This window comes from Idiomarina sp. HB (assembly GCF_048059115.1).
Taxonomy (GTDB): Bacteria; Pseudomonadota; Gammaproteobacteria; order Enterobacterales; family Alteromonadaceae; genus Idiomarina; species Idiomarina abyssalis.
In genome coordinates this window covers 154,396-180,212 of record NZ_JAYLVU010000004.1, presented here as the reverse complement: position 1 = coordinate 180,212, position 25,817 = coordinate 154,396, and the positions used below count along the sequence as shown (strand labels likewise).

Genomic DNA, 25,817 nt, shown 5'->3' with positions numbered 1-25,817 from the left:
ACTGTTAGTGGGCAAAAGCAGTATATTGAATGGTCCAATCTTAGTTCATTCCGTAAGAAGAGTGCTGGAAATCTTACTCACCAGACTTTTCCTCCTTGAGAGCTTGGAGTTGCGTAACTGGTAACATCACCCCGGGCAACCTTAATCGATCACAATGGTTAGTCAAAAACTCGCGCCAATACAGCCATACACTGATACCGCTATCTTTCACGGCAAATTTTCGTAACGCGTCCTCGCTAACCTCGCTTTTCATTAAATAACAATCGACAATTATGCATTCGATGCGAGCTATAACCTGTTGCTCTGACCTTTCCCCTAAAATAACACCACGTTTTCAATGAAACTTCAGTTTTTTGACAGGCCCCCATTATTAGAACCCTCGAAGAATGAATTGAGCTGCCTAATTCTCGATGGATGCCACAAACTGCAAGAGTAGCAGGTTATTTAAAGCCCGATGAGGTTGACTCTTGTTATAGTCATCCCGCCAAGCTTCAATTCCTTAAACTTATCCGCTAGCTATTCTCCATCGAGCAGACCAGCTAGAAGTGGTACCATAACAGTCTGATATTTCACAAACGTGAACTAAGTTATGGAGTATGAGTTTAAGCCAATATTTTCCGCCGTTTCATCTTCTTCAGTTACATCATCTCGATAGTTTTCTATAGCAGTTAGTACACCAATTCGATGACATTCTTGCATAAATGCCTTCTTGAGAAAGTTGCAATTGGCGTAAGGCGCAGCCTGTTCAATATTATCAAGATGGTCGTTTGCCGGAAAACGCTTTCGTCGATTCAATATCCTAAATTGTTCTATCCAGTCTATAGCATCTGTACTACATAATTTACCTTTGTAACGCTCTTCAATACCATAAACATCTTTCCATGTTTCGATTCTTTCGTTAATAGCGACAGGGCCGAATTTTAGATCGATATCTTCCTTCGTCAGTTTAGTAATGTCAGCATGCTGCAAATTTACTTTAACTTCGATAGACGGTGCGCCATCAGCGTAGGGGTAAAAAGCTTGTCGCCTGCCAGTATGATCATGAACAGGGTCTTTGCTATGTTTGTAAGTGCTATTGCATTCATGGCAAGCCGGTGCAAGATTGCGCAAATTAATTGAGTTAAATGGATAACGTGCCTTTGGGAGATAGTGATCGTATGCTTCTCTAAACTGATGATCAGCTCCTTTCATATCTGCGATTCCACAGAAAGGGCATTTACCAGTCAAATTGCCTTTTAAAAAGGCTCTTTTATAGTGATCATCTATGTCACCAATCTTAGCTTTTAGATCTGCTAATTTAAGTAATGATTGCGAGTATAAGTTTTTGAAGAAATTGCCGAGTTGGTCCGCAAGATCCGCATGACTTGAAGCAATGTCAGCGTAGCGTGCTAATTGCGTGCTAGGATCATTGTTACAGACTTTCTCTATTTCATTGTTCGCTTTATACCATTGCTTAAACTGATTTATTTGTTGAACGTTTAGCGCCTCAAAAAGACCATAAATTGCTTTGATTTCTTTATAGAATTGCTTACCACGGCTTGGTGCGTTTGTGCCAAAGCCGAATGATGAAAGTACCTCTTTTAAATCTGGTTTGGTATCAAATAATTCCAGTGTAAATTCTATCCCAATAGGTGCTTTGCACCACACTTCATAAAAAATAAAATCGATAAATTCCTGCATTCTCTCCAGTTGATGCGGTACGTAGGTGTAAGAGAACAGCATTAGTGTTCAGCCTCCCCGTTATTTTCTTCTTCACTTTCTAGTATCGTTTTGATCAGCAACAGCTTTTCAACCGAGTCACCTAGTTGTTTGTGAATTTCGTTGATTAATTCTTCGTTATTTTCATCACCTTTTTCAAAGCGTTGGCGCAGATCATCCAGAATCTCCTGAGCATAAGCGCCAATTGTCTCGCGTTTGCCAAAGGTGTTCATTGTTATTTTGTTGATTGAAGCACCCAACGTATTGTAATCAGGCATTTTGATAGTGACATTATCGTTTTCTTTTTTGAACACCAATACATTTTCCGGCTTGCTATCTGAGATTAAAAACGGCGTATGAGTAGTTATTAGCATTTCCCGGCTAGCGTCGCCATCTTTCGGAAAACACCGGCGCAAGCGGCTGATAAAGTTAGCGCGCCAGTCGGGGTTAAAGTGGGTTTCGGGTTCGTCCAGCAAAAACAGACTGTTGGTATTGCGAAATAGCAGGCACAAGCCAAGGCTATGTAATAGCTGATGCTCACCATCTGATAGCTCTTTTAGCAGCATCGGCTTTATTGTATTTTGTTTTCTAAAGTAAAAATTTTTAAAACGCATAATGCGCTGATCTGATGCCAATATCGGAATAGTTTCACTCACATAATGGCTATTGCTTTGATACAAATCCGCTTTTGATGGCTCGCTAACGGTGTAAAGGTTAAGGGTTAATAACACTTGAAAGGCTTGAAATAACGATAGCGCGTTGTTTTCAAAGTTCTCGCGGAAGGCCTGTTTGGTAGCATCGCTTACCCAATAGTCGAGTATCAGCGTATCGTTTTTATCATCTTCAAAACTTAAGGTGGCGCAGCGTTTAAGAGCGTTGATCATGCGCGACGATTTTTGATCACCTTCCAATAGCTGTAAAAGATTCAGGCGGTAATGAGGGTTGCCCATTTCATCTTCACCGGCATTCAGTGCCGGATGATCTGTGATGATATTTTCCAGTGTTTGTGGCGGACTTTCATTGCTACTGACAAAGCTTTCGAGTTGCTCAGGTGTTATCCAGATACTGCGGCGCAGGATAATGCGAAATTCTTTCAGTGCTTCAATGCCTACGTCTTCGTGAAATGGTTGTAGCGTGTCGTCGTCTTGAAATAACAAATTGCACAGCAAAATTGCCTGACTGAAACTGTTATCGAGACATATCATTCTGGCTTCGGGCTGATTGCTGTAGATCTCTTGCCTTTTAAGAGTTTGCCAGTATTCATCAAACTGGATAAAGCGCATTTTAAAAAATGGAAGGCTTAAAATTTCATTCTCACCAGATGAGTAGCTGATTATGTATTGCGGCAAAAGTTTTCGGCGCAAGCTTCTGCCATAGCTTGTTTTTTTGTCTTTCTCGAAATCCTCCAACTTTTCCCATTCAGCTGGAGAATGCTTCCATATCCACCATTGAGGGTCTTTTCCAATCTCCTTGCAGATTTTTAGGCGGACTTGGTTTTCTTCGCTATTTAGTTCTGAAGGTGATTTGATAGAGTATTCAACCTCGAATCCATCTGGATTCGCCTTGCCACCTAGAAAACCTTTGGGGTTATCTTTTGGATCGTGGTCAAAACTATCTGGTCGATTTTCCAGAGAGAGGCATTCCATGTGGTAGAAAATCGCGCTTAACACCTCCAGCAAATTGGATTTACCGCTGCCATTGGGACCTGAACAAACAAAGGGGGCAAAACCTTGGATATTGACCAGCTCCTCCTGCAACGTCCATTCGCTGCGAAAGTGGTGCTCAAAACCGCAGGGCAGGCTGCGAAAGCCATTAGGGTCAGTGATTTTCAGGCGCAGCAGTTTCAAGGCTTAACTCCTACTTTAAGTTCAATTCGATTGCCTAAAATCGTCTCGCCGTTCTCTTCTTGGCCGATGATATTCTGCGCTTGTTGCAAGCGACCACTATTCAGCGCTTCAAACACCCAGTGTTTAATCTGCTCGTAATCATAGAGATCCAGTTCAAACTCGGTATCGGGATGCAGCTCGGCTATGTGCGTTTGTGCGGCGGTGAGAAAATCGTTGGCAGAAAATGGCGCGTTGCCAATTTGCTGGCAGTAGCTTTCCAACCAGAAAGCGAACAGGTCTTTGCGTTTTACTTTATCGGTTAGCGCGTCTGGCAGAAAGTCGCTCTCTGGTAAATGGATCGCGAGAGTGTTACTAGTCGCTTCAGGTTCAATTACTGCGGTAGTCACTTCGTTTTTAGCCTGCTCAGATTCTGGTAGCGGAACTTGCGATAAATCTAGCTCGCCTTTAAAGGCTTTTTGGTTGAGTGCGCCGTAAAGGGATCCGAGATCGTTAAGGCTTTGCTGGTAGCGGGACTTTAGCGTCAGCACCTTTTCGTAAATTTCCGTGAAATCTTGCTGCAACTTCATTGGTGGGCAAATGAACGGGATTTCCTTCATTGCGGACATTGGTGGCAGGTTTGGTATTGCACCACCACGACTGGAAGGGAAGTATTTTCTTTTGAATTGTGGGCTCCCAAAGATGTGAACGAAGAACCTATGCTTAATCTTCTTAGGATCAAGCGAAACTTTTAACAGAGCTTGGTTAATAATTCCCGGCCTCGCACCATCTGGAACAACTGATAGTTTCCCCAAGTATACCCCCGAGCAACTAATCAAAATATCGCCAGGAATTACCTTGAAGTCGATAAGCTCTTGATACTTTTCTTCAGTTACAAAGTATCTTTCGAACGAATAATCATTGTTTAGGGCATGGTTTTGCTCATAAACCAAGTAACCTGTTTCAACAAAAAGTTCCTTTTTTAGAGCCCCCCCAAACGGTCCCCGCTTTAAGGAGTTCTTCCCTTGTTGGACAAGTTGCGGCAGTGTTTTTGTATCCCACCCCTTCTCATTACGCACAGGATCGCCAAACATCTCCAAAAACACGCTTTTGAGCAGATCGTCGAGTTGTTTCAGGTGTTGTTTTCGCTGGGCGATCAGCCCTTCCACCTTGCCAAGTAGATGAGCAACGCGGATTTGGTCGTTTAAATCAGGTTCGCCATCCTTTTCTGGGATTGGAATTTCAACCTGCTTAAGAAATTTGAAGTGGCGGCTATAACCTGCCTCTTTTAGATTTACTGATCGAAGGTAGTAGTAAACATATAGTGGATTGGCGATCTTAGGGTTAACTGATAATGCTTTCGCTCCATCTGCGCCTAGCGCAATGGGGGAACTTTCATATTTGAGTGCCCTAGTATGATCACCAAATACTATAATTGGCGAATGAGTTCGATTGATAAGAGAGCTGTCATCTGTATAACCAGCTATATCTTTCTGGCTCTGATCGATAATCTTAAAACGTCCTTCGGACTTGTAATCAGACGCCTTGATCTTTCGGAATTTCGAAGTCACATCAGTTATAATCTGGGTGAATGGATAACCCCTCATTCAACCATCTCCTTCAATTCCAGCAACTCATGCACTATGCCACTCTTGACAATGGCCAGTTTCGCCTTATCCACATCACCCACTTCGGCCTGAATCAGGTGATCTAAAATCAGGCTCGGTGCATCGTAATGAACTTCTTCAAAAACATCTTCTTTATAACGACTTAGTGACAGATCATAGTCATTTTTCTCATCCACTATCTCACTGTACGGCACCATAAAGCATTTGGCTGTGCGGTCAGTGTCCTTTTGTACATCACGCGCGTGATATTTGGCGATGATATCTTGCAGATCGCCATAGCCTTCTTGTTTGGTGCGCCTGTCATCCAGCGAATACCCATCGCTGATCATTTCATAAAACCAAACGTGTTCGGTAGCAGGTTTGTCTATTTTATCTTTTGGCCCCCAGACTTTGGTAAATAACAAAATGGCGGTGCTAACTCCAGCATATGGTTTAAAAACTCCACTGGGCAGTGTGATCACCGCTTTTAAGTCACATCGGTCTACCAGTAGCTTGCGCAAATCTTTAAAAGCTTTGCCGGAGCCGAACAACACGCCTTGTGGCACAATTACAGCACCGGTACCGCCTTTCTTCAATAGCCGATAAATATTTTCAACAAATAGTAATTCTGTTTTGGTGGTGGCCAGTTTCAAGTCTTCGTTGATGTCGCCTTTGTCAATACTGCCGGTAAAAGGAGGATTGGCCATGATAACGTCGTATTCAGCTTCCTGATTGTAACTTTTGCTTAATGTATCTTTATAGTCGATGTTAGGTTCATCGATACCGTGCATCATCAGGTTCATTAAGCCAAGGCGCACCATGGTGCTATCGATGTCGTAACCCCATAGCGAAGCGCTTAGAATCGCTTGCGCTTTGTCGGTAAGTGCAGCCGCGACTGAGGTACGTGTAAAACCGTCTTCATCGGGTATAAGTTTAAGCTCTGTTTTGTTTTTCTGAGCTTCGTTTTTGGCTAGCTGTGTGACGACATATTGGTAAGCTCCGAGCAAAAAACCGCCCGAACCACAGGCCGGGTCAGCAATTTTATGGCCAAGCTGTGGTTGCGCTAAATCTGCTACCAGCTTGATTATATGGCGGGGAGTGCGGAACTGACCATTTTTACCGGCAGTAGCAATTTCCGACAACAGAAACTCATAGACATCACCCTGAATATCCTGAAAGGCTTGCCCGTTATCCTGCGAGTCGCGTTCCATTACCGCAAAAATTTCGTCGATGGTTTTTACCGCCTCCACCAACAAAGCCGGTTTAGGAATAACAAAAACGGCGTTTTTCATATGGTGGGTAAAGTTGCTCTCGGCACCATTTAGCTCTTTTAAAAATGGGAATACTTTGCCGTGTACATGCTGCAGCATATCTTCTGCCTGCATGCTTCTGAATTCACTCCAACGCAAAGTACATTTTTTAATTTGATATTTTTTCTCATCTTCGAGTTTTTTTACCCAGTCAGCATCTGTATCTCTTTCTTCTCTGCGAGCTCGATATTCCGGTGGAACCCAGTGACCATCGAATTTAGATGTATAGTGCTCTTCTGTCCACTTGGCATCGGACTGACGTTTCAAATCCAGCTCGTCCAAGCGCTTCATAAACAGCAGGTAGGTGATCTGCTCAATAGCGGTAAGCGGATTGCTGATTCCGCCGCTCCAGAACTTATTCCATAGCTGGTCAATCTTACTTTTAAGTTCAGGGTTGTTCTGTAACATCGTTTTACCTTGGTTAGGCAGCCAGCGCTTCCGTCAGCTGCAGAATTTCATCTATTTCTGTTGAATTAAATACGCCGCGAATGCCTTGCGGATGAAGCACAGTAAAAGGCGCGCTGATCAAATCCTTTTTTTCTAGTTTTTCACGCTCAATAATAAAGTTTTTCAGCAAATTTAAAAATTCCATCTGCCTACTATTTAGTGTGGTATGGGCTCGGATGAATTGTTCAAAAGCGGCGCTAACCTCATCGGGAAAGTTTTTTAACACCTCAATTCCGAGAATGTGCCGCATAAACTGAATAAAACGCGCTTTGCGGTTTTTATAAACTTGACGCAGAAGATCTTCAGTGATGTGGGGATGCTCTTCGTTTAATAGTTCAGCCAACTCGTTGGCTTCTTCAGGACTTACCCCTTCGCCATTTTTTATCTTTATAAGTACCGGATTGTGTTCTGTCAGTTCGGTAATTAAATTCTCGACCATCTCCCGGTAACGCGTAACACTCACTGCTTCATTTTGTGGGCCAAACTCTACCCATTCCTTTTTATGCAGTTCGTCCATCAAGTCGAGATGAGTTTGCTCTTGTCCGATATTTTGTTCGCGAAATTTCATCAGAGGCCCGAGTTTATTGATTAACTCATCAAAACGGCACTCATCAGCCTTGCTCCAATACATTGGCGTTTGTGCTTCTCGGATTAATACTTCTTCGAGCTTTACAAAAGGTACGGACAACGGAAGCTCGCTGATTTTTTCAACGACACCTTCTTTCAGAACATCGGCTTGAGCCTTTTCATCCTGCAAAATAGCTAGCGAGTATTCCAGCACGTCGCACTCAAACCGCATGGCTTTAAAGTCATCTTGAGACACAGTTCGGAATAGCGGTTTAATTTCTGCCCTTAAAAATTCTAGTTTGTCATGGTTAAGACTAACCCAGAAGTTTTTATCTTCAAGGCGAGCAAGAGCACCTGCAGCTTCTTTAATGACTACGGAGTTTTGTGGCAAGGCGGCAATTTGTGCGCGGAGCTTGATCACTTCATTCGCCGCGACAACAGCATGACCGGTATCGTTGGCGACTTCGATTTTATCCAATCGCAAACCAACTAACCTAACCGGCAGCGGTAACTGGGGTTTAAGTTCTTTACCTTTAGGGTTTAGCTTGAAGTATTCAAAGTTATCCCAACAATCGATAATTAGAAAGACGTCTTTCTCCAAGCACCAGGGTTTCGGTTTGTTGGATTCCAGTAAACGAGTGCCACGGCCAACCATCTGCCAGAATTTCGTATAGGAATAAACTGGTTTGGCGAATACAAGGTTAACGATTTCGCGCACGTCTATACCAGTATCGAGCATGTCAACACTGATGGCAATGCGGGGCATATCGTTATTGGTGAACTGGTCGAGCAGGCCACCTTTACCGTAAACGCGCGGATCGTCAGACACCAGTACCTTGGCCAATTCACCGTGGTATTGCGGGTAGAGCTTGTCAAAGATTTCTTCAATGCGACGTGCATGATCTTTGGTAGCACAAAAGAAAATAGTTTTGCCGGGCAGCACACCGTCGCTATCTTTAATGCCCTCTTCCATAAACTCGCGGACGATCAGGGTATTAGTACCTTTGTTAACCACTTGCTTTTCCAGCTGAGTACCTTCGAAGTTGATATCTTCTACTTCCTTACCTTGCAAAATCAGTTTTTTCTGGTCTTCTAATGAAATAGTGCGCTTGCTGATCCCTTCCATCTGGAATTTGGTTTGAATTTTCATCACCTGAAAACTGCACAGGTAAGGCGGGATATTGTTGACTGCTTCTTCATAGGTGTAGGCGAAGGTAGGAATACCATCTTCACAGTGAAACAGCTCGAAGGTGTTATGATCTATGATATCCGTAGGCGTAGCCGTTAAACCTAAAGTAATGGTTTTGAAGTAAGCTAGTACCTCACCAAAGGTGTTATAGATGGAGCGGTGACTTTCATCGACCACGATAAGATCAAAAAAATGCGGCGACAGGTATTGAGTATCGTCACGAATAATATTTAGCATGGTTGGATAAGTGGCCACATATATCCGCCTGTCTTTAGCAATCAGCTTCTCACCCACATTCGGCCAACGAGGCTCATTGGGCATGTGTTCTTTAAAAGCTGCTAGCGCCTGTTCACGTAGTGCAATTCGATCAACCAAAAACAGTACTTTTTCAGCATGACCTGCTCGCATTAGGGAATCAGCAAGAGCTATACAAGTGCGGGTTTTTCCCGTTCCCGTCGCCATAACCAAAAGAAAATCACGTTGCTTTTTCTCAATACCCTCAAGTACTGAGCGAATTGCGCGGATCTGGTAATCTCGTCCGGCAATCGATGTATTGATGAATTCTTGCGTGAGCGGTTTGCGGTTACGCCGGATATAAGCAAAACGCTCTAAATCATCACGAGTAGGAAAACCAATAACCTTACGCGGCGGGGCGTTTTCTAGATCCCAAAAAAAAAGCTGATGACCATTGGTGTAAAAACAGAATGGTAGCTCACCGCCAATTTGCTTTTGAATGTTGTAACAATATTGCTTAGCTTGTTCTCGACCAATTGCAGCATCTCGCGAGGTTTTCTTCGCCTCTATTACTGCAAGGGGTTTTCCACCTTTACCAAGTAGCACGTAATCACTGAACTGATGTCCACAATAACCGGAAATCGACTCTGCAACCCCTTCATGCAATTGAGTTCCGATGCCGAATTCTTCGACCACTTGAGTAGGGTTTTTAACATCCCAGCCTGCTTTAGCCAGTTGTGAGTCAATAACTTCTGACCTTGTTTGTGCCTCAGTTTTGCTCATGAGTTAATTCCCTTCTTGTCAGCATTCCTGCTCATCGTCGGTTCTGGCACTACACACGTTTACCCATCTGAATGGCTGCTCTTTATGAACATCGTAATACTAAAATTGTTAATCGTTAATTCAGTTGTTACGAATTAATGAAAGTAGCGAAATATTACCATATTGAAACGGCAAAAAATAAAGAGCAAATTATAAAATTGGACTAGAAGTACACTACCATGAACGCTTGTAACTTCTAATGAGGCAATCGCTGATCTAATCATGAGAAGTTTTTAATCCAAGGATCTCCACACCCTCGCTCACGATAAATCTTGACGGTTTCTCGGATCATACGCTCTGCAATTGAATGCAAAGTACCGCTATGTCCCGACTGAGCCTTTGTTTCATACGCGTAGCGTGACTCTTTGAAGTAATTGCGATATTTGTAAAGCATCTCACGCTCAAAAGCTGACGGAACCAACTTGCGCTGTATGCAGCTGGGTAAGCGATCCAGCAAATTAGATAAATCATGTCCATCACCCGATACTTTCGCTCTATCATAGCGCTGATTCAATGCGCCCAAGTTCACTGAGGGTGTTAAAAGATAACTCTTTAAGATAATTTCAATCGAGAGCGCAGCGTTCGTCATGCTAACTCCACCGCAAATAGAATAAGTTTGTACTGCAGCCAAATAATATTTGTAGGCCGTTTCGACCGCCCAGGGTGCCATTTCCCACTCATTGTCTTTTGCAACCCCTTGATAGATTTGCTCTTTCGGCACCACGATGTAGCCATCGGCTCTCGTTCCATAAATATCAGTTTGGCTTTTCGCATGCAGCGCTGCTACGTACAAACAAATGATGGCATCAAGCTTGTCTTCATGCGTTTTTAATGCAGCGCCAGAGAGATTGTACTCTTGGTCGAATTTAAAATGGGTAACTTGAACATAGTTCGCTATTTTTAAGCTTAGAACGGGCGAGCCCTCGAGGCTTCGCAGCAACCAACCGAGTCGACGTTGTCCGTGGATTTGGTCGGCAACCTTCATTCCCTTTTTCTTTTTATACTTCAGTCGCTCGGGTAATCCAAACAGGTTGATGATTGCGGGGTGCGGATAACATTCCACCTGAAATTTATTGGTTTTAAGGAGGTGCTGAAACCCTTGGGTTTCTAACTTTTGAGAGAGCTCAACCGCAGGGTGGTTTGGATATTTTTCAAGGTGGCTCGGCATGCATGATGCTTTCTTCCTACCAAAAGCTTGCCCGATAGCTTTTTCACATTCCCGCATTCCTGTTTGATTGTTGATGATCGTTGGCGCATCGATCGCCACGCCTGAAGTACGTTTATACTCAAGTTCCTCACAAATTGAATCAGGACATAGTACGCCATGATTAATATCCGTGACCGTTAAGACGCTCCCCTTCAATTCACCGTAGGCAATACCGGTAGGATGGTGATTCGTCCAAGCCAGATCGACGCCCGCTAAAAACACGACAGCTAATCCACACTTTTGGTGTAAGTAATACGGCCGTCGCCAAAGGCATTAATTAGCGCATCAACAGTTTCGATTGAACCTGTGCCCCACTGGTTCGTAAGCACATATGTTTTTCCATCTTCATGAAAGAATTCACCTGGCTGTGAGAAAAACCGACGACTACGATGTATTTGGCCACCTGCGTCCAACTCATTGAACTTGTCTTGAACGTCTTCGTTGCTTAATTCACCATCAAAAACATGGAACGCGTTCCTTGAGTGATTCGGCAAATTACTGATCACGTGGTGAATCTGGCTAGGCTTGGTGCCCTCATCAATACATGCTTTTACAACCCTGTATACCAGCCAACGCTTGCTCAATTCTGGATAAGCCACTCCATCAACGCTCAAATCATAAACCGTTCTGTCATTGCTCGTTGTGCGTGCCGTTCGTTCGCGTTGTCGTTTCTCTTTTATTTTTATTTGATAGTCACTCGCTTCGGGCACGGGAATGACGCTTTGGATGTCGATCAATAACTCATTATCGTAAACGTAGGGTTGCATGCGGATGCATGTGATATCCAAACCATTATCGTTGAGCCACAGAACCGAAGTGGTGAGTTCTTTAGAAAAATCGGCAGACGCAAGTATGACTCTGACATCCTGAGCGAAACTATCCTCATCTGGCTCGTTCCACTCAAGGAAATCAAGTAACTTCTCTCGCGCTTCAAACTCCAAACCGTTTGCATCGATATAATCGCCAAATATTCCCACCAAGCGGTCAAACGTCAGTGTTGATACCATTGCCGCATATCGAATCGCCTGAAGTTCCATATGTCCACCACCTTCAGTACGCTTCAATTCGATAACCACCAGCCTAGCTTCTTTGTCTATCGCTAGTAAGTCGATTCGGCGCCTACTTTCATCCCAATCACCGAACTCCTCGGCCACAATCAAGATATCTGGATGAAGCACATCAATTTGCTTTTTCAATATTTGTTGCAAATGGTTGCGCTCATAGACAGCGTGTTGATCAAACCTCGTTGTTCGAAGCGCTGTGAGTTGGTCATTATGAAGGCGAAAGATTGGCATTCGGAGCGTTCTCGATTTGGTTATAGCAGGTGTTGATATTTAGAATTATTAGTTACAAATTACAACAAATATTAGGCGTTGTCATTGTGGCTCATTTTCAAAGTGACCATCCCGGTCCGCAACTTGCCCTTCTATCCACGCAACCACCTCACCTTCAATCCAAGCACTCGCGCGAAAAAGCCCGTTCATTTCCTTTACTTGAGGAAGTCTGATTAATCGCATGACGTATCTCATGTAATAATTTACAGTGCGATTAGGTGGAAAGCTTAACTTAATATTGCTTAGATGATATCAACGATAGTCGTACCATCTATCGTTTCGACCCCCGCAGGAGCCAGTAATTGCTGTATCCAGCCTATGGAGTTTCCTCGTTCAACACACTGCGAGAAAAATGCACGCTGCTTTGCCCTGGTAAAGGCGACAAAAAAAGTGTTTAGTTCTTCACCTCTGTGCGGCATAAGACTCCACCAAGTTTGATTATCGAGTCCATAAAATATCATGGTATGAAACTCAAGCCCTTTGCTTTTATGGACTGTCATCAGAGCAACTTGACCAATGCCCTCAAACTCGTTCAAAGCTTCCGTCCAGCTACTACTATGTTCTGCACACTCTTTCAAAAGTATGACAAACCCACTCCAGACCCTCTCAAAGTCTCTTTCTCGCTGATATGCCGGATACGATTGTCTTAGCGTGGCAGAGCCGATAAATTCAAGAAGCATGCCTGCAATCGCTTCAGCCGAATCAGGTGTAGGCTGGCGACGCGCCACCTCTACCCTTAACTGACGGACGAACGCCTCAAGCTTAAACAGTAATCGTTCCTGCGAGATGTCATTATCAGGGTCAGCAGCCTCAAGAAAAATATAGTTCTGCTGAGCCAGCGCCCAATTGTCCGGACTTCGGTGTGTCGTTCCCAAGCGGAGCAAAGGAACGAATATACCAGTCAGCTCTTCCCCAAGAAGATCCTGTATTTGAATTTCGCCAACTGACCGCGCGGCGTTTCTGATCCGAAGGCCTCGGGCTGCAAAAGCAGGGGCTATCTCACCTTCCACCTGATCTGCTCGCATCCTGACAAGAATCGCAACATCATGTGGTTCGACACGCCCTAACTGCACCTCACGGCTCACCCATTCAGCGAGATAATTGTTCTCGTCATCTGTGCTCCGAAATTGCCAGATTGCAGAAATATCACCTTCGATCTCACGGATCCCTTGCGCTTGCGCCTCTTCCACATTGCCATCTATACGTCGGGCTATCTCGTGCTGAATACGAACCAAGTCCTCGTGTGACCGCCAGTTCGAAAGCAGGGTAATACGCCTAGCTTCCAAATCGTTTTCAAACTGATCGAACGCATCGTCCATGGCTCCCGCCCATCCCATTATACGCTGCTTATCATCGCCAACTGCTGTGAAAACAGCACCGCTACCATCAAATGCAGTCCGCAGCATGTCGTACTGGGTGTAGGTAGTATCCTGGTATTCATCAAGAAAGACGACGGGGTATGTTGCTTGTAAGGCTCGGCGGATATACGAATTTTCCTGCAGCAGCAGTTTCACAAGTCTGTTGATCATAGGGAAGGAGAGAGATATCTCGTCTTCCCCAAAAAACTTTTCATGCCAGTAATCAGCTAATGCACGATTTACTTCAGAGCCATTTGACAGATCAATTAGCAGGTCTGTCAGAGGTATTCGTCTTTCAAGCTCCTGAGCGCTCACACCCTCATAGCCATGACGCTCGATAAAATCCTCATAATCCCTACGAAACGGAGTAACAATCTGATATGTGCCAGGGGTATTGAAAGGCTCTGGTAGTGCAGGACGGAACCGATCCAGAATTCCTTTGGTAAAGGCATCAAAAGTCATTGAATCAAAGCGCCGCGCCTGATCCCTCGGACAACGTTTTGCAACCCTCTCGGCAAGGTTCCGGGCGGCATCCTTTTTAAAGCTGATAGCTAGAATACGTTTGGGGTCCGGACAAATACCGGTCTGAAGAAGATAGGTCGCCTTTTGTGCTAGGAACTCGGTTTTTCCAGCACCAGCGCCAGCGGTAACGAGGATGCTGCTATCATTCTCGCGTAAAGCTTCCCATGCTCGATTTTCCAGACCACCAACACCTTGAGGTACCCAGTCGTCCCTAAGTACGCGAGTCATTCATCCACTCCTGACAGATCGAGCTTGTCCTTCACATACTGGATGAGAGCCTTGAGCTCATTAGGGCCGGAGGTAGCAATATTGCCATCTGGGATACGGGAAAGTGCCGCCAAATGAGTTTCAGGCTTACTGCGGCTCAAGAAAAGATAAGGATACCATTTAAATGCATCATCATATTCCTCGGTATACAAGGCAAGATTACCACCTGTTTTCAGGGTGCTAACCTTTTTGGCCCGAATAGCCGCATCACTACTCTGAGGCCCATGTCCACCGCGATTAGCAACCTGATAAGCATTTGGAAAGGCACGTAACATGGCAAAGTCGAGATCAATGGGATAGGAAAAGAAAACGCCTTCATTTCCAAAGGCTTGAAGCCAGTCACTTTGCAGTTCTTCATGATAAATTTGCTGGTCGGTGACCTTAGAAACAGTAGCTATATTGCGACTCCCAAAATCATTACCCACATTAGCCAGGTTTTCAATGCAATCTCTCATTACTTTGGCTCCGCCATGCCTGCGCCCCAGATCAAGGTCTAGCAATGTGGAGTGAGGGATATTGAGATCATTGAGAAGCCGCCAAAAATGAGCCACAAACCGTCCCCCGAGCGGAACAACTGGAACAAATGACGGATCAAGGGAAATCCCCATGTCTTCAGCTATTTTTGGAATAACGACACGTTCTGAGTCGCCCTCCCCTAGAATTACAAATCGCGCAAAATACAATTCGGGATAAGCTTTCACAGCCAGTCTGACATATACGCTTGCCTCATTACCATCCTCCGGCAAGGTCAGTTCGCGGATCGATGAGCTTCGAGCACGCCGATCCATACGAACATATCTCACTTCCTCGGGCTCTATCCGGCTAAGGATTGCTGGCGAATGACTCGATAGAAGAACCTGCGCGGAAGATAGTGCGCCGATCTCTCGCACTTGTCCAATTATGCGAGAAAGAAAGAACGGCGACAGACTGTTTTCAGGCTCTTCGACAGCGAGAATCGTTAGGTGAACACGACGTAACTTATCCTGCTCAAATGAACTTTCCTCAGCAGGCAAAGCGAAAGCTTCCCGCTCGGTTTCAAGCGTCGCTGCTGTAAGAGCGATATGGAAAAGAGAGCGTTGACCGTCACTCAGCTCGGATAACCTGCGCTCCTGACCTTGTTCATCAGGCGCAAAGGTAAACTCAGCTTTTCGAACAAGCTCCTCAAAACGTTTTTCAATCAACCTTAAACGCGGTTTGCTATCTGTATCGGCTTCGTGAACCTGTTGCCACCGTTTTGATAGACGCTGCAGCAGAACCCTCGAAGGCTTTTCCTGCTCGAATTCGTTTTGGATCTGACCCGAATTATCAGAACTTGCCTCTCTGAATGCCGTCGACCATTTGGCAGCCTGCCATAATCGCCCTTTAAGAAGAGCGGTCACCTGCGTCGTCGCATCACGATTGGCCGGTAAGTAAATGAACTGGATCGAAGAGCGCTCTACCGCCTGGACTCTGGCGCAATCATCCCATTCAAAATTATCATCTAAGGCTCTTATCCAGCGCAGGTCCTCTTCGATTGCGCCCTCTGGTGTACCGTCATCCGTCCATATTGCTTGTAGTCTTATCCGAGCTTTGAGCGGCTCTCCCTGACCGGATGCAGCCATCTGATTGAAGAACTCAGGAACCGCATCAAGAGGAGAGCCGGTTTGCTCTGCAAGTTCAGGAAAGGCAAGTATCGCTTCAACATACAGGCTGTCGCCAGACTGAAGCTCCTGTCGGTCAACGGGTACGTGAAAATCTCGACGCTGTATCGATCGCTGGACTGACGATGTACCAAACAACCGTGATACTGCTTGTAGCACTGCCGTTTTTCCGGAACCGTTCCCCCCGACAAGAGTCGTCAGAACTTTATCGAAATTGAGCTCGACTGCGTCATTTCCGAAACAGCGAAAATTCTGTAGTTTTATTTTCTCTACTTTCATCCCTGATTACCTTTTTGTTAGAGATACTTTTAACTGCCACCCTAAGAACTAACTGATAGCTTAACGATGCTATTTACACCTGAACAAACCATTTTGGACATCAAATATTTTGATAGTCACTGATACACAAGCAAGGCCCTAAAATATTTCAAACTTCTATCACTCGCTTTCAGCAAAATGATTAGCCTACACTGGCCAGCGGCAATTACCCAAAACATACTGAAATAAAAACCCGATCTAGCTGCCCCCACTAAATGCTGAGTCTCGCTCTGCAACCCGTTCCTCCATCCATTCAATCACCTCACCCTCAACCCAAGCACTCGCGCGACCAATAAGCGTGACTGGCTTTGGGAAACTATTTTCAGCCATTAATTTATAAACTGATGAGCGGCCTAGCCCGGTCAGGTCTTTTACTTGGGGTAGTCTGATTAATCGCATGACGTGTCTCCTGTCTTAGTTCGTCATGCGATTGGCCGTGCCCGTATGTTTTTATGTATTTACTACCAACTGCCTTCAAGTCGGTTTAACGCAAAGCCATAGCTCTGTCTTTCGTATAGTGGCTCCAGCGCTTGGTTTCAATATTTTTTCAAACCTATATCACCTGTGTGCATTTCCATAATCAAAGGATTCAACCATGCACACAGACAACCCTAATCCAAAACCCAAGAAGAACTATGTCACCACACGGCGACTGACTGAGACTGAGCTATTTAGTCGCGCCAGCCAGTTGATTGAAGAGCGCTTCCAGCGTGGTGATGCTTACTGCAACCCACAAAACGTAAAAGACTTCCTGCAATATAAACTGGCGCACCAGGAACGTGAGGTGTTCAGCGTGATGCTGCTCGACTCACAACATCGCATGATTGAGTTTCGCGAACTATTCCAAGGAACCATCAATGCCGCACCTGTGTATGCGCGTGAAGTCGTGAAGGCTGCACTGGAAACCAACGCTGCTGCGGTCATCTTCTCGCACAACCATCCATCGGGAATACCGGAGCCATCGGAAGCTGACAAACGCGTAACCGAGCGATTGAAGCAAGCATTGGAGCTTGTCGACATCACTGTTCTTGACCACATAGTTGTCGGTGAGACCACTGTGTCCTTTGCCGAGCGCGGCTTACTTTAAGGAGAGCATGATGAGTTTAATTTTCAAAAGCCCTGAAGCTCGCAAGTGGACAATACTCGGCATTAAAGCGGCAATCACGGCACTGGCCGTACTTCCGCAAATCCGTAAGCACCAGCAGCAAGCCCGAGAAATCCCTTCTATGATCAAAGCTACTCATTCTCCGTCAGATGACTCAGCAAAGAGTCAATCCGCGTCTGCACCCGGCATATACGGACTCTTATTTCTTAATAGCCAAGGCGAGGTTATTTCGTCGCATCGGTTCGAACATGACGTGGTGAATCGTTACAGAGTGGACCGTGAAGAAATAATTCGTATCGCAAAAGACACCAAAGCTTACGCTGCAGTCGTCACGTTCGATCGCAGAATTTTACATCTGGAGACTGAGTTTGTGGCTCGCAAGGTTGTACCACTGATTGCCGATGCGTTATCAGAAGCTGGTGTCCGAGTTTTTCAACGAGCGTTCATGCCCAAAGGCGACCAACCCTAAATGAAGCAGACAATTATGTAATTTGAATACTTTGCAACCCAGTAAAAACGGGTACTTATTCGTCACGAAGGCTTCTAAGTACTCGTTTTTGCGTTATACGACAAAAAAGGAACTTAACCATGTCTGAAGTTCATGCTGTGAAAGACCTTGATACCATAAAATTAGTAAGCCACTTGCTGAACCGAACCTTCGGCCAACAGATTGCTGACATTTGGGATTTAGGTTTAAACCTGGCACTGCGCATATCAGATCTACTCAGCATTCGCTTTGAAGACATTCAAGGCGATCGCCTGAATATCCGGGAGCGTAAAACAGGCAAAATCGCGACCATCAAATTGAACGATAAGGCACTGAGTATTATCGACCGCTTGCGCCGTGATAATCCAGACCACGTGTACCTGTTCCAATCGCATCGTAACCGTTGGTCACTCAACAGAGGGCCCAGACCACTCAGTCGCTGTTATGTGAGCAAAGCCATCTCAATGATAGGCGAGGAAGTGGGGCTATCACTAGGCACGCATTCAATGCGAAAAACCCGAGGTTACCACTTGTACAAAAATACCAACGATCTGGCCCGAGTAATGAAGATGCTACGCCACGGATCTGAAGCTGTCACTCTGCGCTACATCGGTATCACCCAGGAGGATGTCGACCGGGACTTCGTCGAGCTTGAAATCTAAGGGGCGATGATGTCCCTTATTTTTTGATTCAACTCAGATCGAAACATCCACTGGTGTTTCAACACCAGTTTCAATAATATTTTTAATTGCAGCATAAATATCAACTTCAGTCTCTGGAGCCTCTATCGTCAAAATCAGAGAGTAACGTGTTGATTCGTCATACATCCTTAAGGACTCTCGTGTTTTCCACCAGCCTGCTGTTGGTATCACCGCAATCTTATCTCTTGATGCGAGATCTACTGCCGTTCCCACCCAAATATCCTTCGCGATTGATCCATGAGCCCTTTTTTGAGGTCCGATAATCCAATCACCAGTGTCATCTGGGCGCTGGAATGTTTTTGGTCGTGTACCTGTATTAATTCCTTGGAGCAGATCGTCGACGCTTTCGAGTGCTCTCTTTAGCTCAAATCCAAGATTATGGCTCTGATACGAATACTTATTTGAAAACGCACGGTTAGATGGGTTCGGTTCGATAAAATAAGACAATGTCACGGTTAGTGTAACTTCTATATTACCTAAGCTTTGGAGTATCTCTTTGGGCCACGGAAGATCATGAAGTTTCATCTCATTTAATTTAACGCTTGGATCTTTTTTATATGGGACAATTTCATCCTCAATGACGACAGAAACTCGTTGACTTGCGCTTTCCAGCGCTCGTTCTATATTTGGCACGCCATAGCCAACTCGTCTAATCAATTTAGATGATTTTTGTTTAGCGGTTCCGGTCGGCGCGAACTGTTTATATTGGGCCTCCGTCCAACTTGCTGAATGAACCATCAATGCTCTTATCGTTTCGGGTCGAAACCTTGGATATTTTACGCAAACTTTTGCTGCAAATTCAGCAGCTAAAGCTGTTGCCGCGCTTGTTGCCCAGAAGGTCGTGAAGAGTCGATTTTGAATGTCATGGTCAGTCGTCAATAATGACAGGGATGGGTGAGTAAAACCTCCCAGTTCACTAACTGCCACGTTCCCGCCTTCAAAAACTACGTCCGGCTTGATCGGCTGCTTATCTCCCCATACTACCGAAGTCGACGAGTATGGCGATATTTCATCGAACGATGCAAGTGCCCCTCCCTCTGACGGATCACTAATCCCCACTTTCTGAGTATAGGCTCCAATTGTAATTGCGTTCCAAGACTGACCGGGATCATGAATAGGCTGAGATTCTAAGCAGTCTGGATATCCTTTAAAATCTGCAGGTTGCAATATTGAATTTCCCGCCGAAATAATAAAAAGCCGTTTTGGATCTTGATCACCGATGCGATTGAAGCATAGTTCGTCAATCGCTGCTGACCAAGCTGAAGGGCGTCCCATATCCCGCGTGTCTGTTGCTGAAATGGCCATAGTAAAGATTCGAGTGCTTTGTGGTCGGCTTGTAGCTGAAGCCGTTGTGGCATCTATCGTGATTGCGCCATAAGCTTGATCTCTATTGTCGCCACCCGAATTAATAATTTTCACTGATTCTATATTGTGGGATATTGAAATGGTGCTCGTTGATTCTAAAGCTTCTTTCAAATCTCCCCAGATAGCTAACCCCGCCATATTAGTACCATGACCATCAGTATCAGCCGTTCCAATTGCTTCGTTAACTGTAAACAGTTGATCTTGTGATGAGAATGGCGCGATTAATTGGTGTCCAATATTAACACCGGTATCTAAGATACTAATGATAGGGGCATCTTCATTAGGAAAACTTTGTACGCGTTCCAGTAATTCATCAGCCCATTCACGCTGTTCTTGAATCATTAAGTGATCGAAAAACTCTGCTGTCTCCTTCGGCTTCCTCAATTCTGCGATGGTATTTAATAAATGGATATTTGACATAAGGTCATTGGTCGAAGCGTTAACATAAATAACGACTCTCTCTCGAAATCTCAGTACCCCAGGTAAAACTTCTATTTCCAACAGCTTCGCCAAATGTCGAAAATCTCTCTCTGGAGTGCCATCACTTTTCAATAACCATATTTCCCAATTAACGGGTTCGTCGTTATTTGACGGAAACAACTCAACCGAATCGGTCCAAAGCGCTTTTATCGTTGCCCTATAAAAAGCTTCAATGCTCTCTATCAATGGTCGATTTTTTGGAGTCTCATCGGAGCTAGTAGCAATGTACTGTTCAATTTTTTTCTGAAAGACTACGAGTTTCCCTTCAGGAATAAAAACTGTAGCGTAATATTTGTTGTCTCGACGCTGAATATTTAAAAGTTCTATTCCAGCTGGGGCGTTAGAAAGGCTATCAAATACAATTTCAAATCCATCAAAACTCTCGAACGTTACTTGTAAGCCGATACGTTCTACTTCTTCCGCTAGTGGTGCTAACTTTACTTCGTGCTCAAATGCTTTGATATCATTCAAATACGAAGATAAGTTACCTCCATGCTGACCACGGTTTATTGCTCGAACAGGTGGCTTCTGACGCGGGCTTTTCCTATGAATTAAATGGCTGACGCCGTCGTTACCGATGTATAGATGAGGCTTACTATCCCTGTCTGCCATTGTCGTTACCTACTCTTGCGTTGGGACCTTGTGACCTGCTGACGCTCTTTAATAGCTCTGTCCAGCCATTCGGTTTTGAACTTTGTTGCCTTCGATAACAGTACTTCCTTTACAACATCATCAGCAATAACTTTTACATCAGCAGCGCTCAAACCCTCTGCTTTCGCAGCACGGGCTTTCCAGTTTAAGCGAGCAGGTGCATATGGCTTTAGTCGCCGAGCCAGAAGGTTTTCAATATTCTGCGCTGAAGGGAGGTGATAGTTAATCACGTCATCGAAGCGTCTGAATAAAGCACGATCTAACAGTTCGCTATAATTGGTTGCACAGATAATCAAGCTTGCGGAGTTGTCCTGCTCAATCATCGTAAGTAGGCTATTTAATACACGACGGGCTTCACCTACATCATTGCCGCTGGCCCGATCTGCGCCAAGTGCATCGAATTCGTCAAAAAAGTAGACGCCACGAACACTCTCAATCGAATCAAAAATCTGCCGCAGCTTAAGCGATGTTTCACCCATGAACTTAGTGATCACCGAGTCCAGTCGCACCTCAAACAGCGGGTAACCTAATTCGCCAGACAATGCCGCAGCCGTGTATGTTTTCCCTGTACCTGGTGGTCCTACTAACAGGATCTTACGACGAGCATTGAGTCCGTGGCTTCGCAGCTCATTAATGTGGGAAACTTCTTTAATGATACGGTCCAACTGAGACCTTGATTCTTCATCAAGAATTAAGTCGCTAAGCTTGGTTGATGGGCTGGATATATTTAATAAACCTGACGAGTCACGTTGTCCTTTTGAGATGGATACAACTTGTTGCTGACTCTTTGCTTTCTTAACTAAATCGCGGAGCTCCTCAGCAAGCTTAACATGGCCAATTTTCGCTTCGTGCGCAGCCACTTGCAGTGCCACAGAGCGGAATCTTTCGATATCGCCTGACACATGGGCATGTAACAACGCTTTTAATTGAGCCGAGCTGGCCATTGGCTAATTCCTTTCACACCATCAGAGGTTAATGCTATTTATAGCACGCAAATCATACATGAGTAAGCACGGATTTTCAGTTTAAAGTGCATGCAACATGTTGGGGTTGATAACATCGAATTGTGCTTCGCGTCGGCATGCACTTGAAAAATCTAGCCATAATACAGCCAGCCCATAACAATCCTGTTAGCAATTTATTTTTTACCTTCCCGGCCAGCCAAATAAAGCGCTTCCAGATTCTGACTTAAAAACTCCTGGGCCAATGACGAGCAAAAGCCCACGGACTCAAGCGACTTTGGCAATCGGTTGGCAAGGGTGGTGCTTAAGTAAATGGCCTGCTCCTGAATCTGCATACCCTCCTTGGTGATTAAGCTCGACATCGTTGTTATAGAATCGACCAACTCCTTGGATATCTTCTCCTTGTACTTGGTCCGATTTGCTATTGCCTTTATTTGATCTGCTTTAAGTGGTCGAATTCGATAGTTCATAAAGTTTGTTTCCTGCTTGTTTATCACGCCTAACTACTCACGGATCTTGAGCACTGACTGGTTAAAGGCATTTTCTACCGCACACCGATAAACCAGCCAACATTTGCTATTGTGTTAGCGCACTAGTGCCATAAAAAAATTGTCGGAAGACGTGATGGAATTGTTTAGTTTACTAGGTGAGGCATGGGGTAAAAGATAAACACGAATCCCTAGGCTCCGGTTGCCAGTTCACAAATCGTTACCTCAAAGGGGCTAAGACGCGCCAGAAAGCTTAAACGATCAAAAGTGTGTGCCAAGTCAGTCCAGTAAGACACCTCAGATTTATCCAATACATTGGTGTGGCTGCTGGCTAACTGTACATAGTCCTCTGGTGAGAACATTTGCATCTTCAATGCATAGCACCAGGCTGTTTGTGCTCGCTCAAGTAATGCCGATGAAGTTTCAATGACGCCTTCAAATATCTCCGCATCCATAATAATGGCCAGCTGATATCTTGGTGGCTCCGAGCTAATCTCCTGTACTTCGTGGTGAATCAGGTGCACCCGAGCACTGTAATAGCCAGTATCGTCTCTGTGCTGGCGCTCACCATCCCAACGTAGCTCACTGATGAAACGGTTCTTAAATGCCTTCATGAGTCCTTGTGGATACCCAAAGGCTCGCTCCGGTTGACTGAGGTTTACCCGTATGGTGTAAGTTCGGCCACTGTGGCCAGTTCGGTTAACCAAGCTATCAAACAAATGCTCAAGCACGCTAGTGTGAAACGAATCTTGGTGCTGAACAACGGGCAAGCCTTTAAATGTATCGCAGTAGTGAATAGTATCTGACATTAAACTTTCTCCTGTGGGTACATGTCCACAGAATGTGTCAGGCCAGTATTTATTTATCGATGTGCCGTTTAGTCCGTGCTAGCTCACTTTAGCCATGGCTACGACCAAACCACTTACTTCCATCTCCAAAGCCTTTCGTGTCCTCTTTAGCCAGATATGACAACCGGTAAAATGCTTTGCCAAATTCAGACCCCTGAGCGCCAGAGACTCTATCGAGCAAATACCAACTGTTTTTCGGGAAATGAACGCTACCACCGACGCCTTCTTTATCAATACCTAACGCACTAGCCCATGCTTCCTTGATGCGTGATGCTAAATTCTCACTATCAGCCCCGTAATTACCAACAGCACAAAACCGATCATTGTTTAAGAACAGCGCAACGTGATAATGAGCTGTTTGGCCACTACGTTGCTCTTTAACTCGAACATACCGTAAAGCACACGGATGGCATCGACCATATTTGCGCTTCTTCTTATAGTAGTCGGCAGTGATTTTTGCTTTCAACGATGAAATGAAACGAGTGATCACATTAGTGTCTAACTCGCATTCGTAACTAGCCGGAACTCTCAAGTCCACCCGAAATGCAAACACTCGGGCATAATCATTCAATGCCTCTTCCATCACTTCGTGAATTGCATCCAGATACTCGACAATTAATGGTCCTCGTGAAGTGATAACCTCAAGTCCTCGATGGTGGCTATTAGTCGTGATGGTTAAGTTACGATTATTGCGTGATCTTACATTCATGGTAGTGCTCCTAATTGAGTTATTTCATAGGAACTCACCTACCTGTAAATATTAATAGATGACTGGAATAGCAGAATCGCTTTAAGACAGCTCATCACTTACTACCCATTACTTTTATTAATACTAATTAATACAGACACTGACATGTACTGAATGCTTCGGATTCTTTCAACAAACAGTGCAAAAATCTGATAATTATCACTCTTACAAAGAATTATAATGCACTATAAAATTTAGTTTTCATTGACGCGCTCTAAGATTGATGATTCTAATAGCCCATTAACGACGTGGCTTGTGAAAAATAAAAAAACAAGTTTCATACAGGTTTCATAGCGTGTTCTAAAGCCAGTTTTATAAAAAGCCCATGTGCCTATTACACCAATTAAGGATTGAATGATGACCGGAAGAGTATCTGATTGGATCAAGAACTTTGATGTTGAGGACATCGCCTCTAGTAGCTGGTTGATGAATTATTTTAACGATCGTCGGGCAGGTTATGTCACACGAACAAACGTATCAAAACATCAATCACTTAAAGAGCACATCATTAATCTTTATGAGCGAGACGACGACGCAGACTTTAAGTTTTTGTCGAATATGAAGGCGGCGTATCGGCAATTTGAAAAGCGCCGAAATCGAGGTGAAAAAATCAGTCGGACATATGAAATATCGGTTGCGTCGGATAGCCAGCTAAATACTTTGAGTAGTGAAACTGAAGTTAGTAAAAACGAGATTATTGACACCCTTATTCGAGAGTCCGCCAACACCTTCGCGCTATTCTCAAATAAGAAAAAGCACCGTAAAAAGCTAACGGTGAAAGACATTCTCAGCCCGTTCGGAAAGGAAATGGGCGTGGGTGATTTTGTGTTCGGGAATAAAACTTTCCCTGATGAGATATCACTCGGCAAGAAGATTAGTGTGTTTATTGACAAACTAAACAAGCAAGCAAACGCAAACAACGGTGAAGTAAACCCATTGCAGCACGAGGACGTTCTCACCCTTATGATACGCGAGGGTATTCTGCACAACATCAATAAGTCGATTGCTAGTCGATCAGCACCTGGCATGTACGGACGCAAGCTAACGACCGAAGAAACCAGACGGACCATAGACGATCTGCGCATTGATGACGTGTTTTCGTTGGAAATGCGCACGGCTTCTAAGCTCGAAAAATATCGCTACAAATTCGAGAAAGCGAATCAAAAGCGGCCTGGCAGCTCACCTGTAGGCGAAGATCAGATTATCGATAAGTTAGTCACTGACGCTTTACAAAATCCAGGATTAAATAGTCGCGTCAAAAACCTTGAGGACAAGCTGGCTGAACTGTCTAGCGCAAATCGTGACCTGGAACACGAATTAAGCCTTAAGCTCAAGGATTTGAAGTTTGAAGACGAGGATATGGAACGACAGCGAGCCATTATTGAGGCGTTGGGTGAATTTGCGCTTTCTTTAATGGAAGAACGAAATAAGGTGCAGAACGAAATGATTAATATCCGTTTGACGCAAATCGAAGGAGGAGCTCGCCGCATTCCATCAAGGTTTGAATACGAAGAATTACGCAGCTCAATCGAGTCGTTTAAGAATATGATTAAGCGAGCGCAAATTGGCCATGTAACACCAGACGAAATCGCTTCCACAAAACTCGCAGGCCCTGAAATGCCTACCAAAGATTCTTAGT

Annotated in this window: 20 protein-coding genes; 4 read left to right on the top strand and 16 right to left on the bottom strand. The window is 44.6% G+C overall.

Annotation, left to right across the window (positions count from 1 at the left end):
* Positions 1-582: 582 nt before the first annotated feature.
* The 11 genes from VBY75_RS11900 to VBY75_RS11850 all read right to left on the bottom strand — a co-directional run bounded on the left by VBY75_RS11900 (position 583) and on the right by VBY75_RS11850 (position 16,742).
* A complete protein-coding gene (locus VBY75_RS11900; protein WP_416512692.1) occupies positions 583-1,722 on the bottom strand; it encodes an HNH endonuclease in 1,140 nt (379 codons plus the stop codon).
* Complete coding sequence (locus VBY75_RS11895; RefSeq protein ID WP_416512690.1) at positions 1,722-3,545, bottom strand: restriction system-associated AAA family ATPase; 1,824 nt, start codon at positions 3,543-3,545, stop codon at positions 1,722-1,724. Before VBY75_RS11895 ends, VBY75_RS11900 begins: the two co-directional genes overlap by 1 nt.
* Positions 3,542-5,128 (bottom strand): hypothetical protein, encoded by a 1,587-nt coding sequence (locus tag VBY75_RS11890; protein WP_416512688.1) that lies wholly within the window; start codon positions 5,126-5,128, stop codon positions 3,542-3,544. Before VBY75_RS11890 ends, VBY75_RS11895 begins: the two co-directional genes overlap by 4 nt.
* Positions 5,125-6,846 carry a type I restriction-modification system subunit M gene (locus tag VBY75_RS11885; protein WP_416512686.1) on the bottom strand — a complete coding sequence of 574 codons (1,722 nt, stop codon included), beginning with the start codon at positions 6,844-6,846 and terminating at the stop codon, positions 5,125-5,127. Before VBY75_RS11885 ends, VBY75_RS11890 begins: the two co-directional genes overlap by 4 nt.
* A 13-nt stretch (positions 6,847-6,859) precedes the next feature.
* Entirely contained in the window at positions 6,860-9,658 is a 2,799-nt protein-coding gene (locus VBY75_RS11880; protein ID WP_416512684.1) for a DEAD/DEAH box helicase family protein, read from the bottom strand.
* 259 nt (positions 9,659-9,917) lie between these two features.
* Positions 9,918-11,126, bottom strand: coding sequence for a DUF429 domain-containing protein (locus tag VBY75_RS11875; RefSeq protein WP_416512682.1), 1,209 nt, complete (start codon positions 11,124-11,126; stop codon positions 9,918-9,920).
* A 5-nt stretch (positions 11,127-11,131) separates the two neighbouring features.
* Positions 11,132-12,199, bottom strand: coding sequence for a hypothetical protein (locus VBY75_RS11870; protein ID WP_416512680.1), 1,068 nt, complete (start codon positions 12,197-12,199; stop codon positions 11,132-11,134).
* Between the two features lie 81 nt (positions 12,200-12,280).
* Positions 12,281-12,421, bottom strand: coding sequence for a hypothetical protein (locus tag VBY75_RS11865; RefSeq protein ID WP_416512678.1), 141 nt, complete (start codon positions 12,419-12,421; stop codon positions 12,281-12,283).
* Positions 12,422-12,480: 59 nt separating this feature from the next.
* A complete protein-coding gene (locus VBY75_RS11860; protein WP_416512675.1) occupies positions 12,481-14,346 on the bottom strand; it encodes a UvrD-helicase domain-containing protein in 1,866 nt (621 codons plus the stop codon).
* The gene (locus tag VBY75_RS11855) at positions 14,343-16,304 is read right to left on the bottom strand and encodes an ATP-dependent nuclease (RefSeq protein WP_416512673.1); all 1,962 of its coding nucleotides are present in this window, start codon (positions 16,302-16,304) and stop codon (positions 14,343-14,345) included. The genes VBY75_RS11860 and VBY75_RS11855 overlap by 4 nt, the downstream gene beginning before the upstream one ends.
* Positions 16,305-16,541: 237 nt before the next feature.
* Complete coding sequence (locus VBY75_RS11850) at positions 16,542-16,742, bottom strand: helix-turn-helix transcriptional regulator (RefSeq protein ID WP_416512671.1); 201 nt, start codon at positions 16,740-16,742, stop codon at positions 16,542-16,544.
* 196 nt (positions 16,743-16,938) lie between these two features.
* Between VBY75_RS11850 and radC the strand changes: the two genes are divergently transcribed.
* The 3 genes from radC (at position 16,939) to VBY75_RS11835 (ending at position 18,597) form a co-directional block, all read left to right on the top strand.
* Entirely contained in the window at positions 16,939-17,430 is a 492-nt protein-coding gene (gene radC / locus VBY75_RS11845) for a RadC family protein (protein ID WP_416512669.1), read from the top strand.
* A 7-nt stretch (positions 17,431-17,437) separates the two neighbouring features.
* Complete coding sequence (locus VBY75_RS11840; RefSeq protein WP_416512667.1) at positions 17,438-17,917, top strand: hypothetical protein; 480 nt, start codon at positions 17,438-17,440, stop codon at positions 17,915-17,917.
* A gap of 119 nt (positions 17,918-18,036) precedes the next feature.
* Positions 18,037-18,597 (top strand): tyrosine-type recombinase/integrase, encoded by a 561-nt coding sequence (locus VBY75_RS11835; RefSeq protein ID WP_416512665.1) that lies wholly within the window; start codon positions 18,037-18,039, stop codon positions 18,595-18,597.
* Positions 18,598-18,630: 33 nt separating this feature from the next.
* Here VBY75_RS11835 and VBY75_RS11830 read toward each other — a convergent pair whose 3' ends face one another.
* The 5 genes from VBY75_RS11830 to VBY75_RS11810 all read right to left on the bottom strand — a co-directional run bounded on the left by VBY75_RS11830 (position 18,631) and on the right by VBY75_RS11810 (position 24,139).
* Complete coding sequence (locus VBY75_RS11830; protein WP_416512663.1) at positions 18,631-21,093, bottom strand: S8 family peptidase; 2,463 nt, start codon at positions 21,091-21,093, stop codon at positions 18,631-18,633.
* Between the two features lie 5 nt (positions 21,094-21,098).
* Positions 21,099-22,076: an AAA family ATPase gene (locus VBY75_RS11825; RefSeq protein WP_416512661.1), complete on the bottom strand. Its 978-nt coding sequence runs from the start codon at positions 22,074-22,076 to the stop codon at positions 21,099-21,101.
* A gap of 194 nt (positions 22,077-22,270) precedes the next feature.
* Positions 22,271-22,564 (bottom strand): hypothetical protein, encoded by a 294-nt coding sequence (locus VBY75_RS11820; protein ID WP_416512658.1) that lies wholly within the window; start codon positions 22,562-22,564, stop codon positions 22,271-22,273.
* A 209-nt stretch (positions 22,565-22,773) separates the two neighbouring features.
* Positions 22,774-23,391, bottom strand: coding sequence for a YagK/YfjJ domain-containing protein (locus tag VBY75_RS11815; RefSeq protein WP_416512656.1), 618 nt, complete (start codon positions 23,389-23,391; stop codon positions 22,774-22,776).
* Between the two features lie 88 nt (positions 23,392-23,479).
* On the bottom strand, positions 23,480-24,139 hold the full coding sequence (locus VBY75_RS11810; RefSeq protein WP_416512654.1) for an inovirus Gp2 family protein: 660 nt from the start codon (positions 24,137-24,139) through the stop codon (positions 23,480-23,482).
* Positions 24,140-24,532: 393 nt separating this feature from the next.
* Here VBY75_RS11810 and VBY75_RS11805 point away from each other — a divergent pair, with 393 nt between their 5' ends.
* Positions 24,533-25,816: a hypothetical protein gene (locus VBY75_RS11805; protein ID WP_416512652.1), complete on the top strand. Its 1,284-nt coding sequence runs from the start codon at positions 24,533-24,535 to the stop codon at positions 25,814-25,816.
* The last annotated feature ends 1 nt before the right edge of the window (position 25,817 follow it).

Bases quoted from the DNA above. Each gene is read 5' to 3' on its own strand.
- VBY75_RS11860 (WP_416512675.1), bottom strand. From the start codon at position 14,346: ATGACTCGCGTACTTAGGGACGACTGGGTACCTCAAGGTGTTGGTGGT.
- radC (WP_416512669.1), top strand. From the start codon at position 16,939: ATGCACACAGACAACCCTAATCCAAAACCCAAGAAGAACTATGTCACC.
- VBY75_RS11890 (WP_416512688.1), bottom strand. From the start codon at position 5,128: ATGAGGGGTTATCCATTCACCCAGATTATAACTGATGTGACTTCGAAA.
- VBY75_RS11805 (WP_416512652.1), top strand. From the start codon at position 24,533: ATGATGACCGGAAGAGTATCTGATTGGATCAAGAACTTTGATGTTGAG.
- VBY75_RS11835 (WP_416512665.1), top strand. From the start codon at position 18,037: ATGTCTGAAGTTCATGCTGTGAAAGACCTTGATACCATAAAATTAGTA.
- VBY75_RS11880 (WP_416512684.1), bottom strand. From the start codon at position 9,658: ATGAGCAAAACTGAGGCACAAACAAGGTCAGAAGTTATTGACTCACAA.
- VBY75_RS11850 (WP_416512671.1), bottom strand. From the start codon at position 16,742: ATGCGATTAATCAGACTACCCCAAGTAAAAGACCTGACCGGGCTAGGC.
- VBY75_RS11900 (WP_416512692.1), bottom strand. From the start codon at position 1,722: ATGCTGTTCTCTTACACCTACGTACCGCATCAACTGGAGAGAATGCAG.
- VBY75_RS11830 (WP_416512663.1), bottom strand. From the start codon at position 21,093: ATGGCAGACAGGGATAGTAAGCCTCATCTATACATCGGTAACGACGGC.
- VBY75_RS11865 (WP_416512678.1), bottom strand. From the start codon at position 12,421: ATGCGATTAATCAGACTTCCTCAAGTAAAGGAAATGAACGGGCTTTTT.
- VBY75_RS11810 (WP_416512654.1), bottom strand. From the start codon at position 24,139: ATGAATGTAAGATCACGCAATAATCGTAACTTAACCATCACGACTAAT.
- VBY75_RS11825 (WP_416512661.1), bottom strand. From the start codon at position 22,076: ATGGCCAGCTCGGCTCAATTAAAAGCGTTGTTACATGCCCATGTGTCA.
- VBY75_RS11885 (WP_416512686.1), bottom strand. From the start codon at position 6,846: ATGTTACAGAACAACCCTGAACTTAAAAGTAAGATTGACCAGCTATGG.
- VBY75_RS11870 (WP_416512680.1), bottom strand. From the start codon at position 12,199: ATGCCAATCTTTCGCCTTCATAATGACCAACTCACAGCGCTTCGAACA.
- VBY75_RS11840 (WP_416512667.1), top strand. From the start codon at position 17,438: ATGATGAGTTTAATTTTCAAAAGCCCTGAAGCTCGCAAGTGGACAATA.
- VBY75_RS11855 (WP_416512673.1), bottom strand. From the start codon at position 16,304: ATGAAAGTAGAGAAAATAAAACTACAGAATTTTCGCTGTTTCGGAAAT.
- VBY75_RS11815 (WP_416512656.1), bottom strand. From the start codon at position 23,391: ATGTCAGATACTATTCACTACTGCGATACATTTAAAGGCTTGCCCGTT.
- VBY75_RS11820 (WP_416512658.1), bottom strand. From the start codon at position 22,564: ATGAACTATCGAATTCGACCACTTAAAGCAGATCAAATAAAGGCAATA.